This is a genomic window from Anaeromusa acidaminophila DSM 3853, from assembly GCF_000374545.1.
In the GTDB taxonomy this organism is placed as follows: Bacteria; Bacillota; Negativicutes; order Anaeromusales; family Anaeromusaceae; genus Anaeromusa; species Anaeromusa acidaminophila.
Window position 1 is genome coordinate 131,712 of the sequence record NZ_KB894590.1, and the last position, 15,110, is coordinate 146,821.

Genomic DNA, 15,110 nt, shown 5'->3' on the forward strand with positions numbered 1-15,110 from the left:
ATATTTTTAGGGAATTGTAAGTACGTATTCCGTGGTTCTCTAAGAGAAAGAAGTGCCGACGTATGAATAATGTATATGCTCAGGTTCAAGCTTTTTATGATGAAGCGCCGCATTTAACTCCGTTGTCGCAGGAATGTGTAGATGGATTTTTACGCCAGTTGGCCTGGCAGGGGAAAAATGCAACCGAGTTGATGGAACAGTGGCAAAATGTACGCCGCTTACTGTTATACATGATGTTTGCAGATATTGTATTTTTTGAAGATCTGCGGGCGGTTCAAGTTAGCTTGGCAGTAGAATGGCTGTCTGTGCAAGAGGAAGAGTTCACCTTGAAATTGTCCTCTGTTCGGCCCTTCCTGAATACATTGTATGATTTGGCCGATTATTTGGAAGGAAAGAAATATATTGATGGAGCCCCAGGCGTTCGGGAGGCGGCGCAGCGCATGGTTGAAGGCGGACGCCTGCAATTGTTGGATTTGCCTGCGGTGGGCTTTGCGGAAGCGAAAGGTTTAGATATTGTTGAAGTCGTGCGGCGCAACCAGCAACAGTTTGGCTTGGCGGAAACAGCCCAGCGTGTCGCCGATCTGTTGGAAAGGGCTTATACGCGTATGAGCGGCTATTTCCAAAATGCAGTCTTTCAGGAAGATATTAACCGAGCGGTGTTCTTATATGGAGGCGAGTCCATGCTGGCTCCGGAAGAGGGGCCGCAGCGAGATGCTTTTTGGACTTCGTTTTGGGATTTTTTTCTTTTTGACTATCATTTACTGCGTAATGATCGGCAGCCGATTCGGCATTTTTTAATCCATAACGAAGCCAACTTGTCAGCAGAAGAAGTGGCGCTGCTTGAGGATATGGCGCAATCGCAATTTACTGTTTTTTATGTAAATCGAGTGGTCGATGCGGAAACAGTAGAATGCATTGACTTATTGAGGGAAACGACGTTTCATATGCCGATGCCTGGCTTTGGCTTAGATTGGAAAGGGTTTCTGTTTTTAGGACATGTGCGGACCGGAGCAGCATCAATGGCTAACTATGTTTGTCATTTCACTTCTTATGAAACAAGCCGCGCTTTGCAGCGACGCATTCAAACTGAGGTGCAGCGTATGCAAGAGTGGTGTTCTTGTCAGAATCAAGCTGACTCTATGGACGCCTTCCTTTGCCGCCATGCGGCGGCGGTGCGCCAATTAGTTATGCAGATGGCGAATGGAGAACGATTTCAGGTATTGCCGGAGCTGACGGGACATGCAAAACTTCCGGTTGCAACGGAGACGGAGGAAACATCGCCAGTAGTGGAAATTGTCAAGGAAGTGGCCCCGATTTTTGGCTTGTCGCATTATGATGTAGAAATGATCGAAACAATGTGGCGGCATTACTGCCTGGTAGAGGGACAGCCTCGCTATCGACGCCCTGAAAGCTGGGGAGGCGCATTGCTTTTAGCGTTTGGCGGCATTAATGATTTCGATCATATTCAGGCCGGAATGATTAGCGATTTTTTGGATGTATCTCATACGCTGCTGAAAAAAAATTATGAACAGTTATGCCACAGTTTGGAGCTTGCTGGCTATGATGTACGCTATCTCAATGAACAGGGGTTAGTGTCTGTTGTAGCAGGCGAGGCTTGGGAGCAGGATTAGGAGGATGTGCTGTGACGGTATGTGAATTTTGCGGAGCGCCTAAAGAAGATATAAATAAGCCTTGCCCGCAGTGCGGACAAGGCGATGTGCGCGTATTGAGCCGACAGGAGCGGCGATCTTTTGCAGGAGAAACTATTGAGATCGGCAATGACGGCGCCGCAAGAGAGGAGCAACGCTCCTCCTATCAACAAAGCCGGCCATCTGGCGTGTATGTGAAGCAGATTCGGCTGTTTGGCGGCGGCTGGTGGTGGAAGGCTTTGCTGGCGATAGTCGCCTTGGGGGCGATATTTGTATTTTTATTGCCAGTCTTCTTTATTGTATTGATTGCTTCCTTGCTGGGGTGGTTCTTTCTGCGGCTGCGGTAAGTCCTAAGCGCTATTTTTTAGCGGCCAAGTCTTTTAGGAGGGCTTCCAGCGAAGGCGCTTCAGTACGAAGCATAGAGAACATTTCCAGATCCAGATGCGTTCCCATATGGAAGACCGCTTGACGCAGCGTGCCTTCGTACTGAAAACCGCAGCGCTCGGCCACAATGCGGCTGGCCTGGTTGCCTTTTAAGACATTTAGCTGCAGCCGGGGCAGAGGACGAGATGCAAAGAGAAAGGCGATGAAAAGCTGCAATGCTTCGGTCATATAGCCTTTGCCACGGTCTTCTGGGCGATATAGGCGATAGCCGACTTCTAAGCCAGCTTGGTAGAGGAGGCCTTTAAAATAGTATAATTCGCCCAGCAGACGGTCGGTTTGAGCGTCTATGATGAGCATGGTTCCGGCAGTATCTTGCCAGAGGCCATGCTCATTAAATTTTTGCTTCAATTCGGTTTCGGTATAGATTTCAGCGGGCCAATAGCTGCCTTTAGCATTAATATCATTGCCAAGGCGCCAAAGCAGAGACAAATCTTCTTCACAGATGGGGCGCAAGGTGACTCGATGTCCACGAAGCATGTGTATTACCTTCTTTCTTTTAATAATTGTTCTTTTAGTTGGTAATAACGACGGGTATAGTAGGGGCCGTTTTGCGCTTCACGATGATCAAAGCCATACGCACGGCGGCTGATGGCCAAGACGGGAGGCGCTTGAATGCGCTTGGCTACGCCCATGCCGCTGTAAAGATTCCACCAACGTTCCAAGTCAGCAATGAAAACGGCAGGGTTGCTGAAATGCAATTTAAGTAATTCTGTAGGGCAGCCAAGTTGTTCGGCTAGCGTATTATCAATGTACCAGGCCAATACATCTTCCGGCGTGGCGCGCTGCCAACGTTCCATAAAAGCGTGAAACAAACGGTCATGATAGGGATAAATAAGAGGATCTCCCTTGCCCTCATCTACGTTTTGCGCTGCAGACAGCTCGGCGCTGGGGACCAGGTCGATGGTGGCCTGAGGGATGATTTCCCGTTGGTAGACGCAATCGTTAAGGAAACGAGCGACATCATAAACTTGGTATTTCCATAAGTCGCCTAATATGGCGAGAAAGCCGCCTTGATCGCCGTACAGCGTTGAGTAACCCACGGTAAGCTCGCTTTTGTTGGCGTTGCAAGTAAACCCGCCGCCCCAGGCGGCTGCGGCCGCTGCCAGGATGCGGCTGGAACGGTCTCGGGCTTGAATGTTTTCCTGGACAAAGGACGAGGGGGTTAGATCCGGCAAGGGCAAGGGACTGTTCTGACAGCGGAGCGAGCTGAATTGCTTCATTGTTAACTCTAAGGAATCCTGTACCGGTATGACAGCGTAATAACAACCCAGGCGCTGCGCCAATTGGGCGGCTAAATCTTTCGTAGTGGCCGAATTAAAACGGCTGGGCATATTGATGAGAAACAATTGCTCTGGTTCTAGCACAGAGCGATAGAGAGCTGCGGTGACAGCAGAGTCGATGCCGCCGGAAGCGCCGATGACTACGCGGGAAATACCGGTTTGCTGCAGGAATTGACGAATGCCATAACGCAAAGCCTGTACAATCGTTCCTGTATCATCCGGTGTCATAGCGGGAAATTGAGTGGGCAGATTTTCTAAAGAAATGATGTGCAAACCTGCTTCAAAAGCAGGCGCACTATAACGAAGACGTCCCTGAGCGTCATAAAGGCTGCTATTGCCGTCAAAAGTATACACAGTTTTACCGTTGTTTTGCAGGCCGACCTGGTTAAGATAGAGAAGCGGCGCTTCATATTTTGCCGCCTGAGCTCCGAAAACGCGGTGGCGCTTGTTGTTTTTGCCCAGGGTGAAGGGAGAGCTGGAAATATTGATAATAAGATCAAGCTTGCCGCAGCGCTGCTGCAGTTGCAAAGGCTGAACCGCATAATCTGCATCCCAGCCGTCTTCGCAGATGAGGCAGGCGGTGTTAAAGATGCGATCCCCGATAGGCAATAAAAGCGGCTGAGCTAGCTCCTCTAAAGGAAGGCCTCGTTCCTCCGCTACCTGTCGGAGACCAAAAAAGTGACGGCTATCATCAAATTCGCGGTAATTAGGAAGCAGTGTTTTAATGACAAAAGGGTAGGGAGAATGCGGCGGCGCTATCAGGCGACCGTCTTTAGCTGCAAAAAGAGCGTTATATTTGCGCGGGCGGCCGTCTTCGTTGCGACGCTGCCAATCGATAGCTATATTGCCGAAGACAACAGTGATATCTTGGCTGGCAGCGATAATTTCGGCGCCGCAAGCTTCACAGTCGCGGAGAAAGGCGGGCTGTTCCCAGACGTCTCCCAGCAGATATCCAGGGAGCGACATTTCAGGGAATACAATGAGAGCCGCACCTTTTTGACGGGCTTCGTTAATAAGCTGCAGCATACATGCGAGGTTTTTAGCCGGATGTCCTGGGTGAACCTGCATTTGTGCAAGGGCGATAATAGGCACGTAAGTAGGCTCCTTTCTGTTCTAACATAGCCTATAAATTTCGCTGTCGCGGAAAGATGTCCTGCTGATTCGCTATAAGGAACGACTTTTCTTTTGAAAAAGGCAGGAATTTCGAGAGGAATTGTATAAGTATATGCGAAAGCAATTACTGCAAGGAGGTCAGAGTATGGCTGAGAAGACAAGCGTGATGGCTGTGATTTTGGAAAATCGAGTGGAAACGGCGACAAAAGTACAGGAAGTGCTGACTCGTTTCGGGTGTCATATTCGAACTCGGTTGGGACTGCATCAGGCATCGGCTGACGTATGCAGCAATCAAGGCTTGATTTTGCTGCAATTATTCGGTGATGACGCGGTTATACGGCAATTAACGCAGGACTTGCTGCAAATTCCAACGGTAAAGGTAAACTCAATGGAGCTGGATTTATAGAAAAAGCGCTCTTGAAAACGGAAGGCAGCAGCGCGGATTTCTGTGTTGCTGCTTTTTTGTGATGAAAAAAGAGCTATACTGTATGGAGAGAAGTAAGTAGATGAAACAAAAAAAAACGAATGCCGTCCGGCTGCTGGAGCAGCAGCATATTTCCTATGAGCTGAAGCCGTATGAGGTGGATGAAAACGATTTAAGCGCGCCCTCTGTAGCGGCCAAAGTAGGCATGGCGCCGCAACAGGTTTTTAAGACCTTGGTAGCGCGAGGCGATAAAAATGGTGTCCTGTTGGCCTGTATTGCCGCCAATGCGGAGTTGGACTTAAAAGCGTTGGCCCAAGCGAGCGGTAATAAACGGGTGGAAATGGTTCCGCTAAAAGAAGTGCAGGGACTGACAGGCTATATTCGCGGCGGAGTCTCGCCTGTGGGAACTAAAAAAAACTATCCGGTATATTTAGATGAAACAGCGGTGGAGCAAGAGAAAATTGCTGTCAGCGCTGGTGTGCGCGGCTGTCAGATGATTCTAACGCCGCAGGATCTGATTTTGGCAACCAAGGCGGCGGTATGCCGTATTGCAACGGAGAGTTGAGTGCGGAGGGGCTAATGAAAATACAAATTGACAAAACGATTGGCGAGCGTTTGCCGTATTGCCAATTGGGATATTTGATACTGAATGGCGTTAGCGTCAAGGGAACGCCTCCAGCCCTGAGCAGGGAGATTACACAGCTACAGGCGGAAATGGCGGAACGATACCAGATGAATGTGCTGCCGCAAGTGCCTAAAATCATGGCGGTGCGCAATATGTATAAAAAACTGTCGGTGGATCCGTCTCGCTATCGTCCCGCATCGGAGGCGCTGGTGAGACGGGTGCTTCAGAATCGCTCTTTGTACTTTGTAAATAGTGCAGTAGATGTGAACAACTTTTGCTCATTAAAATATTTGCTGCCCTTTGGGTTGTATGACTTAGATAAAATTGCAGGCGACTGCGTGATGTATCGGATTGTCGGCGAAGGGGCGTATACCAATATTGCGGGTCATACGATTCAAGCCGGGCACAGGCCTTACTTATGCGACGCTGACGACATATTTGGCAACCCAAGCAGTGACAGCCGGAGAACGGCTGTTACATTAAGCACTGAACGGCTGCTTTGCGTTATTTATGCCGATGAGGAAGAAAGCAAGGAAGAATTAGCAGCTATGCTTGATTTTACGGCGGAAATGCTGATGAGGTATAATGGAGGCATACTGGTAGAAAAAGGTATTGCCGCTGTTGAATAGAGGCGGATATTGCCGGATGCAGGAGAATAGAGGAGGAAGACAATTTATGATGTATCAAAGCACACGAAATGCGGACATCCGGGTTACATCCGCGGAGGCGATTTGCCAAGGGTTGGCCGATGATGGAGGACTATTTGTACCTGAGAGACTGCCGACATTAGGCCCCGACGAGTTGAGGGCTTTGCAGAATGCATCCTATGAGGAGCGGGCTAAAGCGGTTTTGGGCTGCTTTTTGACGGATTTTAGCGAAGCGGAACTCCAAGAGATCGTGAGTCGTTCCTACGGTCAGGGACAATTTTCGCATTGCGATATTGCGCCGGTAGTGAAAGTGGCGGAGAAAAAAGCCGTCCTGGAACTATGGCACGGACCGACAAGCGCTTTTAAAGATATGGCGTTACAATTGCTGCCTCATTTGGTTACAACATCTCTGAAAAAGACCAATATTCGCGATACCGTAGCAATTTTGGTGGCTACGTCCGGCGATACCGGCAAGGCGGCTCTTGAGGGATTTAAAGACGTGCCGAATACGGCTATGATTGTTTTTTATCCCCAAGGCGGTGTGAGCGAAGTGCAGCGCCTGCAAATGGTTACACAAGAAGGCGGCAATGTGGATGTGGTCGCCGTAGAAGGAAATTTTGACGACGCGCAGCGCGGCGTCAAGGAAATTTTCGGAAATAAAGAGGCGGCGGCCAAATTAGCAAAGGCGGGGATTCGTCTGTCTTCGGCTAATTCCATTAATTGGGGACGCCTGGTGCCGCAAGTAGTATATTACGTAAGCGCTTACCTAGATATGGTCAAGCAGGGGAACGTGCAGTTCGGAGAAGAAATCAACGTGGTTGTGCCGACCGGTAATTTTGGCAATATTTTGGCCGCTTATTACGCTCGCTTGATGGGGGTGCCGTTAGGCAAGTTGATTTGCGCTTCCAATAATAATAATGTATTGACCGAGTTTTTACGGGAAGGCCGTTATGATCGGCGGCGTCCCTTCCACAAAACCATTTCTCCGTCTATGGATATTTTGGTATCCAGCAATTTGGAACGATTGCTATACCATGTATCAGGTCAAGATGCGGCGGCAGTTGCAGCGTGGATGAAATCGCTGCAAGAGGAAGGCTTGTATGATGTCCATGGCGCAGCTTGGGACGGCATTCGCGACGTATTCTGGGCGGATTGGGTGGATGATGCGGCCACGCAAGACACCATAAAAACGGTATATGCACAACATGGCTATGTATTGGATCCGCATTCAGCCGTTGCCTGGAAGGTGGCGGAGCGCTATCAGGAGGAAACGGGCGATAATCGAGTGCTCTTAGTAGTTTCTACCGCCAGCCCCTTCAAGTTCAATTCCAGCGTGCTGGAAGCATTGGCGCCGGAGACGTTGCGCGGTGCTTCCGATGAGTTTTCTTTATTAGAGGCGCTGGCGACGAAAACGGGGCTTGCAATTCCCGAAGGGCTTGCTTCTTTGCGTGCCAAGGCTGTCAGGCACTCTCAGGAATGTCCGGCAGCCGAAATGGAAAGCATGGTCTATAAGTTGCTGATAAAATAAGTTTTTCTTACAAAAAAATAAAAATAAAAGGTGTTTTATGTATTTTTGCCGAATGGATATAGTGTTATAAAAACGTTTTTCTCGCGAAAATGGGGAGGGAACTAGACGCAACACTATACTGACGAGGCAGGTGTAAAAAGATGAAACACAGTGTGGAAGTTTTACAGGTGGTAGGGCGTGTGCATCGTAATTTGGCTCCGGCAGCTCTTGTGGAAGAAGCCATACGTCGCGGCGAGGGAGTTTTAGCGGCAAACGGGGCTTTGAGCGTGACTACCGGCAAATATACGGGACGGTCTCCGCAGGATAAATTTGTGGTAGATTGCCCGGAAGTACATGGGAAAATTGACTGGGAAAACAACTCCGCGTTTTCGCCGGAAGCTTTTGAACGTTTGTATCAACGCATGCTAGCTTATGCGCAAAGCAAAGACGTTTTTGTCTTTGATGGTTTTGCTGGCGCTGATGCAGGGCACCATTTAGCAGTTCGTTTCATTAATGAGCTGGCTTGGCAGAATCTTTTCGTACATCAGCTTTTTATACGACCAGAAGAAGGAGCGCCTGAAGCAGAGCCTGATTTTACGGTAATATGTCTTCCGGGTTTTCGGGCTATTCCTGCCATTGACGGGACAAATTCGGAAGCGTTTATCCTTGTTAATTTACATGAAAATGTAGTCTTGATTGGCGGTACCCATTATGCAGGGGAAATGAAAAAGGCTATTTTTTCGGTCATGAATTTTTGGCTGCCGCAAAAAGGCATTTTATCTATGCATTGTTCCGCGAATGCCGGAGAAGACGGCAATACAGCTCTCTTTTTTGGGTTGAGCGGTACAGGCAAGACTACTCTTTCCGCGGATCCGCATCGACAATTGATTGGTGACGATGAGCATGCTTGGGATGAAAATGGCATTTTTAATATTGAAGGCGGCTGTTATGCAAAATGCATTCATTTAACACCTGAAAGCGAGCCGGAAATTTGGGGGGCCATTCGTTTCGGCAGTGTGGTGGAGAATGTAAAACTAGACGCGCAGACTCATTTGCCAGATTATGATGATGCTTCGCTGACAGAAAATAGTCGTACTGCCTATCCGGTCGATTATATTCCTAATGCGCTGATCCCCGGCGTGGCGGGTCATCCGAATACGGTGATTTTTTTAACGGCAGACGCGTTCGGCGTATTGCCTCCCATTTCTCGCTTGACTAAAGAGCAGGCGATGTACCATTTCCTGTCCGGCTATACAAGCAAGCTGGCAGGAACAGAACGGGGGATTAAGGAGCCGCAGGCTACTTTTTCCACCTGCTTTGGTTCTCCGTTTTTGCCTTTGTCCCCCTTAGTATATGCTAAGCTTTTAGGTGAAAAGCTGGAGCAGCATCAGACTCGTGTTTATCTGATTAATACCGGTTGGTCCGGCGGTCCTTACGGCGTGGGAAATCGTATCAAATTGGCTTATACGAGAGCGATGGTTTCGGCGGCCCTTTCAGGAACGTTGGATGAAGTGGAATTTAAAGCGGATCCTATCTTCCATCTGGAGATTCCTCTTTCTTGTCCCGGAGTTCCGGAGTCTGTGCTGGACCCCAGAAAAACCTGGCAATATGCTGCTGATTATGATAAACAAGCTCGTCGTTTGGCAGAGCGATTCCAAGATAATTTTCACAAGTTTTCCGGTGCGATGCCGGCGGAAATTATTGCCGCAGGACCTACTCTGTAAGCGTCAGGCATATGGATCACAACTGCATAGAAAAGGTCATACGAAAAGAGCAGTCTCCTTCGAGACTGCTCTTTTTCCATTTTAAAATTCATAATTTCGTGCTTTTCGCGATTTCCGCGGTTGGATAATATATTGTAGGGACTATGATAACGAACCGCGAAATACATGAAAGACGCAAAAAAGTTTTATTTCGATTCTCCTTTTTGATCCTTCGTAATCTCATGTTTAAGGCTGCTGGCTTAAAAGCTGTTCCAGCTCAGCCAGACGGGAAGAAAATTGGGCCATGGTTACTGCTACAGGCTGCGGGGTGCTCATATCGACGCCGGCTTGGCGGAGCAGTTCTACAGGATGATCGGAACCGCCGCTGCGCAAGAAAGCCAGGTAGCGCGTCTGCGCCTGCGGGTCGTTGCTGCTTAGACCTTGCGCTAACGCTGTAGCGGCAGCGTAGCCTGTGGCGTATTGGTAAACGTAAAAAGGACGATAGAAATGAGGGATGCGTCCCCATTCGATGTCCAAGCATTCGTCCAGAACCAGATCGGGGCCATAATATTGGCGGTTAAGATTAAGCCAGAGTTTGGAAAGGGAGTCTGCTGTTTGCGGCTGTCCTTGTTCCATCTGCTTGTGCACCGTGCGTTCGAATTCTGCAAACAAGGTTTGACGGAAGACAGTAGCTCGTACTTGCTCTAAATACTGATGCAACAAGGCGATGCGTTCTTGACGATCTGTGGTTTGCGCTAAAAGATAATTAAGCAAAAGGATTTCGTTAGTAGTAGAGGCGACTTCTGCGCAGAAAATGGTATATGCGGAAGTAGCGTAGGGTTGATGTTTTTGGCTGTAATAGCTGTGCATGGCGTGGCCCAGTTCATGGGTGAGCGTAGATACATCTTCGCTGCGGCCTTGATAATTGAGCAGAATAAAAGGATGCACGCCGTAGATGCCCCAAGAATACGCGCCGCTTTGCTTGTTCTTTCCCTCCGACACATCCAGCCAACGCGAGGTAAACGCCTGATCCAATTGCTCCAGATACGCCGGTCCCATGACGGTTAAGCTGTTTTTGACGAGCTGCTGTGCATCCGGGTAAGTGATTTTGCGCGGCGGCAATGCACCAACCGGAGCGTAGAGGTCATACATGTGAATTTCCTCTAACTCCAGGGCTTGCTTTTTCAACGCTATGAAACGGTGCAGCGCTGGTAAATGCTCGTGGATGGTGCTAATTAAGCCGTCGTATACAGTGGCCGGAATGGCATGCGGTGCAAGAGAAGCATCCAGCGACGAATCATAATGGCGCGCTTTGGCGTTTAGCACATGGTTTTTGATGGTGCCGCTTAAGGTGCTAGCCAGCGTATTGCGGTAGGAACGATAGGTAGTGAACAGCGCCTCGAAGGCTTCCTTGCGTACTTCGCGCTGCGGAGAGCGAATGAGGGTATTGTAACGCGCTTCGCTTAAGGGTAATTTTTCGCCAGAGTCTGTCAACGTTTCTGGAAAGCGCATGTCCGCGCGGGCCAGCATATTGAAAACCGTGGCAGGTGTGGCAAAGGATTCTTGAAAACGGGCCAGAAGTTCCTCCTCTTTTTGGCTGAGGACGTGAGGCTTTTGCCGCTCCAGTTCCCGCAGGCCAAAGGCATAGGGGGCTAAACGAGCATCGGTTTGCACTTTTTTCTCTAATGCTCCTGCGGGCCATTCGAGAAGCTCCGGTTCGATGAAAGCGCTGGCAGCGCCAGCTTCGGCCAAGAGCGCTTCCATTTCGCTGGTCATGCTTTGATAACGGCTGTCTGCGTTATCCAGGTCTCTATGCAGGCGGGCGTAAGCGTAAAGACGGCTGCTTTTTTGGCCAATTTCATCTTTAAGCTGCAATGCTGCCGACAGTGAATCAGCAGGATCTTGCAAATGTCCTTTATAAGCGGTCAGCTTTGGCAAGAGGGCCTTGAGGGCGGCGGCGTCCTGGCGCCAAGCGGCTTCGTTTGCGTAGATGTCGTTAAGGTTCCAGCGCCAGTCAGCGGAGGTTGGTTCTGAGGCGGCGAGAGCGATACCGTCGCTGTCTGCGGCGCTGAAAAACAAGGAAGAGCCAAGTAAAAGAGAAGATACTAATTTCATTTTCATGAGTTCACTCCTTCAAAGGATAGTCTTCGAATTTCATTCTCTTCTTGCGGAGAAAAGTCCTGCTTAGAGGGAAGGTTTGCTCTCTGTGCTGATTTGCGATACACTTCAGGGTGAGGTGAACGCAATGAAGATCGTTTTAACAACGTTAAACGCAAAATATATTCATACGTCCTTAGGCCTGCGGTATTTGCGGGAGTGCAGCAAAGCATTGGGGTATGATGTGGTCTTAAAGGAATACTCCATCAATCAGGAGTTGTTGACGGTTTTAGGGGATATTTGCCGTGAACGTCCGGATGTGGTGGCTCTTGGCTGTTATATTTGGAGCCGAACCTTAGTGGAGGAGTTAGTTGATAGTTTGAAGCAGGTTTTGCCGCAGGCGCAGATTGTCTTGGGCGGACCGGAAGTGGGCTTTACGCCGCAAGAAGCCTTGGAGGCTATGCCTGGAGCGGACGCCGTTATTTTAGGGGAAGGCGAAACGGCTTTTCCCCAGTGGCTGGAGGTTTGTGCGGGAAAACGCGAAGCGGAAACAGTAACCGGAGTAGCTTGGCGCAAGGAAGGGAAAATTGTGGTGCAGGGCGGACCGCAAGCGCAGACGGACTTGGCGCAGCTTCCTTTTCCTTACCAAGAAGAAGAAATGGCTTCGCTCCAAGGGCGGATTTTGTACTACGAGACAACGCGCGGTTGTCCTTTTTCCTGTCAATACTGTCTTTCCAGCGCCCAGGACGGGGTTCGGTATTTGCCGCTGGCTCGCATAAAAGAAGAAATCTTGTTCTTCTTGCGTCACGGCGTCAAGCAAATTAAATTTGTAGACCGCACCTTTAATGCTCGCAAAGATCACTATCGGCCATTGTGGCGGTGGTTGGCTTCTTTGGAAGGGGACATCAATTTTCATTTTGAAATTGCTGCGGGCTTGCTGGAACAGGAAGACTTGGAGTTTTTAGCTTCTGTGCCTGTAGGACGGTTTCAGCTTGAAATAGGCGTGCAATCTACCCATGAACCGACGCTGGAGGAAATCCAACGGCGTAATTATTGGGAAAAACTGCAGCAGGCCGTGGCTTTTTTACGCAAACAAAACAATATGCACTTGCATCTGGATTTGATTGTAGGTCTGCCGTATGAGGGATGGCGGGAATTCCACCGCTCTTTTAATGAAGTGTTTGCTTTACGGCCGCATATGCTGCAAATGGGTTTCTTGAAAATGCTGCCTGCTTCTGGATTGCGGCAGAGGGCGGCAGCCTACCAATATCGCTTTTTGCAAAAACCGCCATATACGGTGTTGGCGAGCAATGCCATGTCGGCGGAAGAAATTCGCAAGCTGCACCTGATGGAGGACATTGTAGAGCATGTATATAATGGAGGACGTTTTCAGCAGGCTCTGAACTATTTGCTTGCTTGTTGGCAGCAAGACGCTTTTGCCTGCTTTAGCAATATGGCCGAATACTGGGATGAGCAGCGCTTGGATTTGGCGGCGATGGGCGTACGCGGTTGGTACCGGAATTTGCTGGCTTACGCCCAATGGCGCTGGGGGGGAGAAAAGCAAGCTGTATTGCGCGAGTGGCTGCGGCTGGATGCGCTGCTTAGCGATGGCGGACAGCAACGGCCGCCAGAATTAAAGTGGAATGGTCCCGAGTGGGAAGATGAAAAACAGGCTTTTTGGCGTAATGAAGAAGCGGTACGGCGATATATTCCGGAGTATGCCTTTGGCAGCTGGAGGGAACTGAAACGAAAGTACCATTTAGAATTCCTCTTTTTTTCAGGGCCTGACGGGCGAATGGAACGGCTTAATTGGTTAGTTCGCTACGATCTTCCAGCGGGAAGCTCAGCCCAGGAGGTGCAATTGGATGCAGAATGAATTGCCTTATCGCAGCTATTCGCAGTATCTAAAAGAACGTTATGGCGAAAAAGTATATAAGCTGCCCGTTAGCCTGCCTGTAACTTGCCCCAATCGTGATGGGACTTGCGGCAACGAAGGCTGCGTTTTTTGCGGTTCTATTGGCGCTGGATATGAAAATTTGCCGGCGGACTGGACGGTAGCGCGGCAGTTGGCGGCCAATCGCGAGCATATTTCCAGCAAATATAAAGCCAATAAATTCATACCCTATTTTCAAAATTTCAGTAATACCTATTTACCGCCTGAAGAACTGCGGCGCTATTTAATCGAAGCATGCCAAGACGACGTGGTGGCCTTGGCTTTGGCGACCAGGCCGGATTGCGTCAGCGACGCGCACCTGGAAGTGCTGCAAGATATTAAAGAAGCGTATCACGTAGATATCAGCGTTGAGCTGGGGTTACAAACCGTGAACTATCATACCCTTTATAAAATTGGCCGCGGCCATTCGTTGGGAGAGTATTTGGATGCTGTTTGCCGACTGCACCGCTTTGGCTTGGAATGCTGTACTCATTTGATTTTGAATTTGCCCTGGGATGAGCGGCGGGATGTGGTGGAGAATGCGAAGGTGTTATCGGCGCTGGGGGTGGAACAGGTAAAACTGCATGCGCTTTATATTGTTAAAGGGACGCAAATGGCTCAGTGGTATGAAGAAGGAAGCATTCAATTATGTTCTATGGAAGAATATATGGAGAGGGTCATTTTATTTTTGCAATATCTGCATCCCGATATAGTAGTGCAGCGTCTTCTGGGGCGGGCGCCGGAGAGCCATACCTTATTTAGTAATTGGCAGACTGGCTGGTGGAAGATTCGCGATGAGATTCATGCAACTATGAAGGAACGGGGGTTGCAGCAGGGGGATTGCTGCCATTATTTGAACGGCGCCGCCGTGTCTAAGAAATTTGGAGTTTTTTGAAAAAACTTGCAGTTGCGTGAATTGATAAAGGCATTTACATTGCTGGAAAACCTTGTTAAAATCAAAAACGTTGTGATTTTACTTTTTTGATTTAATTCAAACGAGGTGTGAAAGAAGAAAATGGAAAAACTCGAATTGTTGGCACGTATTCGCAAAGTCTCATCGCTGGTTCACAGCGCAGATCTGCACGAGTATTCTTTCAATGCACAAACCATTTCTCAATTGCGGCAAACGTTGGACGAACTGACTGAACAATACATCGAAACATACTGCTAAGCAACGCCGAAAATAGAAGGGGCTGGTTCTTTGGAACCGGCCCCTTTTATTTTTTTGTAGAGCCACTAATTGAATCCTGTTATATGACAGGAAGGTTCTTTGCCGTCAGACTACGTTAGGGCCGCTTAAAAGAGCGGCGGTATTTCTGCAGGCGTCCCTTATTTGAGGTTTCTACAGGTCGGTAGGCTTATATTCCATGAAGCGTCTCATGGGCCATCGTCGTACGTTCTTGTTCAATCCCCTTGTATCTTATGTTTTCCCTTTGCGTTGCTGTTGCTCTGTATTCGTTTTCTTCCCCAAACCGCACACGATGAAGTGAAGCGATTTTGGTAAACCGTAAAATTCCTTGTAAAAAGGCGTTGACACGATAAGGGCAAAGTGGTATTATAACACCTGTCGCCGCGAGAGGCCGGAGCGCAAAACGCGTAAGCGAAAGAGCGAAACGGAATAAGCAAAGATAGATTGACAAGTGGAAATATTCATGTTAATCTATATAAGCACTCGAAAGGGCGCAGTG

At 49.0% G+C, this 15,110-nt stretch carries 12 protein-coding genes; 9 read left to right on the forward strand and 3 right to left on the reverse strand.

What is annotated here, in order from left to right:
• Positions 1-62 precede the first annotated feature (62 nt).
• Together C508_RS0108400 and C508_RS0108405 are read left to right on the forward strand one after the other, a co-directional pair.
• Positions 63-1,631 (forward strand): hypothetical protein, encoded by a 1,569-nt coding sequence (locus C508_RS0108400; protein ID WP_018703110.1) that lies wholly within the window; start codon positions 63-65, stop codon positions 1,629-1,631.
• 11 nt (positions 1,632-1,642) lie between these two features.
• The gene (locus C508_RS0108405; protein ID WP_018703111.1) at positions 1,643-1,996 is read left to right on the forward strand and encodes a hypothetical protein; all 354 of its coding nucleotides are present in this window, start codon (positions 1,643-1,645) and stop codon (positions 1,994-1,996) included.
• A gap of 10 nt (positions 1,997-2,006) precedes the next feature.
• Here the strand turns inward: C508_RS0108405 and C508_RS0108410 are convergent, their stop codons facing one another.
• Positions 2,007-2,570: a GNAT family N-acetyltransferase gene (locus C508_RS0108410; protein ID WP_018703112.1), complete on the reverse strand. Its 564-nt coding sequence runs from the start codon at positions 2,568-2,570 to the stop codon at positions 2,007-2,009.
• A 5-nt stretch (positions 2,571-2,575) separates the two neighbouring features.
• On the reverse strand, positions 2,576-4,465 hold the full coding sequence (nadE, locus tag C508_RS0108415) for an NAD(+) synthase (RefSeq protein WP_018703113.1): 1,890 nt from the start codon (positions 4,463-4,465) through the stop codon (positions 2,576-2,578).
• 166 nt (positions 4,466-4,631) lie between these two features.
• Between nadE and C508_RS0108420 the strand changes: the two genes are divergently transcribed.
• The 5 genes from C508_RS0108420 (at position 4,632) to pckA (ending at position 9,413) form a co-directional block, all read left to right on the forward strand.
• Complete coding sequence (locus C508_RS0108420; protein WP_018703114.1) at positions 4,632-4,892, forward strand: CPF_0552 family protein; 261 nt, start codon at positions 4,632-4,634, stop codon at positions 4,890-4,892.
• A 100-nt stretch (positions 4,893-4,992) separates the two neighbouring features.
• Positions 4,993-5,475, forward strand: coding sequence for a Cys-tRNA(Pro) deacylase (gene ybaK / locus C508_RS0108425; RefSeq protein WP_018703115.1), 483 nt, complete (start codon positions 4,993-4,995; stop codon positions 5,473-5,475).
• A gap of 14 nt (positions 5,476-5,489) precedes the next feature.
• Positions 5,490-6,164, forward strand: a complete 675-nt coding sequence (locus tag C508_RS0108430; protein ID WP_018703116.1) for a B3/B4 domain-containing protein — start codon at positions 5,490-5,492, stop codon at positions 6,162-6,164.
• 46 nt (positions 6,165-6,210) lie between these two features.
• Positions 6,211-7,710 (forward strand): threonine synthase, encoded by a 1,500-nt coding sequence (gene thrC / locus C508_RS0108435; RefSeq protein ID WP_018703117.1) that lies wholly within the window; start codon positions 6,211-6,213, stop codon positions 7,708-7,710.
• A gap of 140 nt (positions 7,711-7,850) precedes the next feature.
• Positions 7,851-9,413 (forward strand): phosphoenolpyruvate carboxykinase (ATP), encoded by a 1,563-nt coding sequence (pckA, locus tag C508_RS0108440; protein WP_018703118.1) that lies wholly within the window; start codon positions 7,851-7,853, stop codon positions 9,411-9,413.
• Between the two features lie 225 nt (positions 9,414-9,638).
• Here pckA and pepF read toward each other — a convergent pair whose 3' ends face one another.
• Positions 9,639-11,513, reverse strand: coding sequence for an oligoendopeptidase F (pepF, locus tag C508_RS0108445; RefSeq protein WP_018703119.1), 1,875 nt, complete (start codon positions 11,511-11,513; stop codon positions 9,639-9,641).
• Positions 11,514-11,637: 124 nt separating this feature from the next.
• Between pepF and C508_RS18175 the strand changes: the two genes are divergently transcribed.
• A complete protein-coding gene (locus tag C508_RS18175) occupies positions 11,638-13,365 on the forward strand; it encodes a B12-binding domain-containing radical SAM protein (RefSeq protein WP_018703120.1) in 1,728 nt (575 codons plus the stop codon).
• On the forward strand, positions 13,355-14,317 hold the full coding sequence (gene mnmL, locus C508_RS0108455; RefSeq protein ID WP_018703121.1) for a tRNA modification radical SAM protein MnmL/YtqA: 963 nt from the start codon (positions 13,355-13,357) through the stop codon (positions 14,315-14,317). Before C508_RS18175 ends, mnmL begins: the two co-directional genes overlap by 11 nt.
• The last annotated feature ends 793 nt before the right edge of the window (positions 14,318-15,110 follow it).